Genomic DNA, 896 nt, shown 5'->3' on the forward strand with positions numbered 1-896 from the left:
TTACACATTATCAACATTCATACAAAGAAAGACTGTCCCTTATAAAGACGGTCTTTTTTGCCCTGTTATGAAAAATTATATCGATCAATTGTTGTCTATCTCACTGTTATGTTGATTATTTCGTAAAATACTACTATCTTTAATACTAAACTAAACACAAAGCATATGAAAACCGAAACAAAGACAAAGGGGTCTTCCTTCCGCCCTTCACAAAATGCTGATGGAATTTCTGAAAACCATCACGCAGGGATCAACCGGTTGGTAAAACTTTCCCTGGTTGTTGAGGGAAAAATTATAAAATATTACAAACATTTTACTCTTAAACAGAACTCTGGTAAGCATCACGAATTCAGTCTTGTCCTTGCACATGATGCATTGGGAGACCGTCAGAGCCATACCCTTGAAGAAGCGAATAAATTTTTAGGGAAACGCCTTACGGCAATCATTTCCTATAAAGATATTGATAACAGTCCCGAAAGAAATTTTGTAGGATTGATCACCAAAGTAGGCTTTAGCCAGGAAAAGATGAGCCTTGGCAATATTGTACTTTCCGGATACAGTCCAACGATTCTGTTGGACGGAGCTCCACATATTCAAAGCTTTGGCGGCGGACAGCCCGTTAATATGGGAATCATCGCCGAAGAAGTAATCAAACAGGGAATTGATAAAAGTCGTTTTGATATCAGAGTGGATACCAACGATTATTCTCAGATTATCTACAGCAGCCAATACAACGAAACGCATTACAATTATCTGGCAAGAATGGCTGAAGCCTATGGCGAGCAATTTTACTATGATGGTGAAGTGCTTCACTTTGGTAAGCTTCCGCCTCAGAATAAACCTATAAAACTTATTTATGGCAGTAATGCTGATGACATTAGGGTAGAACTGAAAGC

The 896-nt window shown here is 38.4% G+C and carries 1 pseudogene; it reads left to right on the forward strand.

Annotation, left to right across the window (positions count from 1 at the left end):
* Positions 1–165: 165 nt before the first annotated feature.
* Positions 166–896, forward strand: a pseudogene (locus tag WH267_RS25035) (Vgr family protein); the annotation flags it as partial.

The organism is Chryseobacterium sp. MYb328, assembly GCF_037572595.1.
GTDB classification, from domain to species: Bacteria; Bacteroidota; Bacteroidia; order Flavobacteriales; family Weeksellaceae; genus Chryseobacterium; species Chryseobacterium pennae.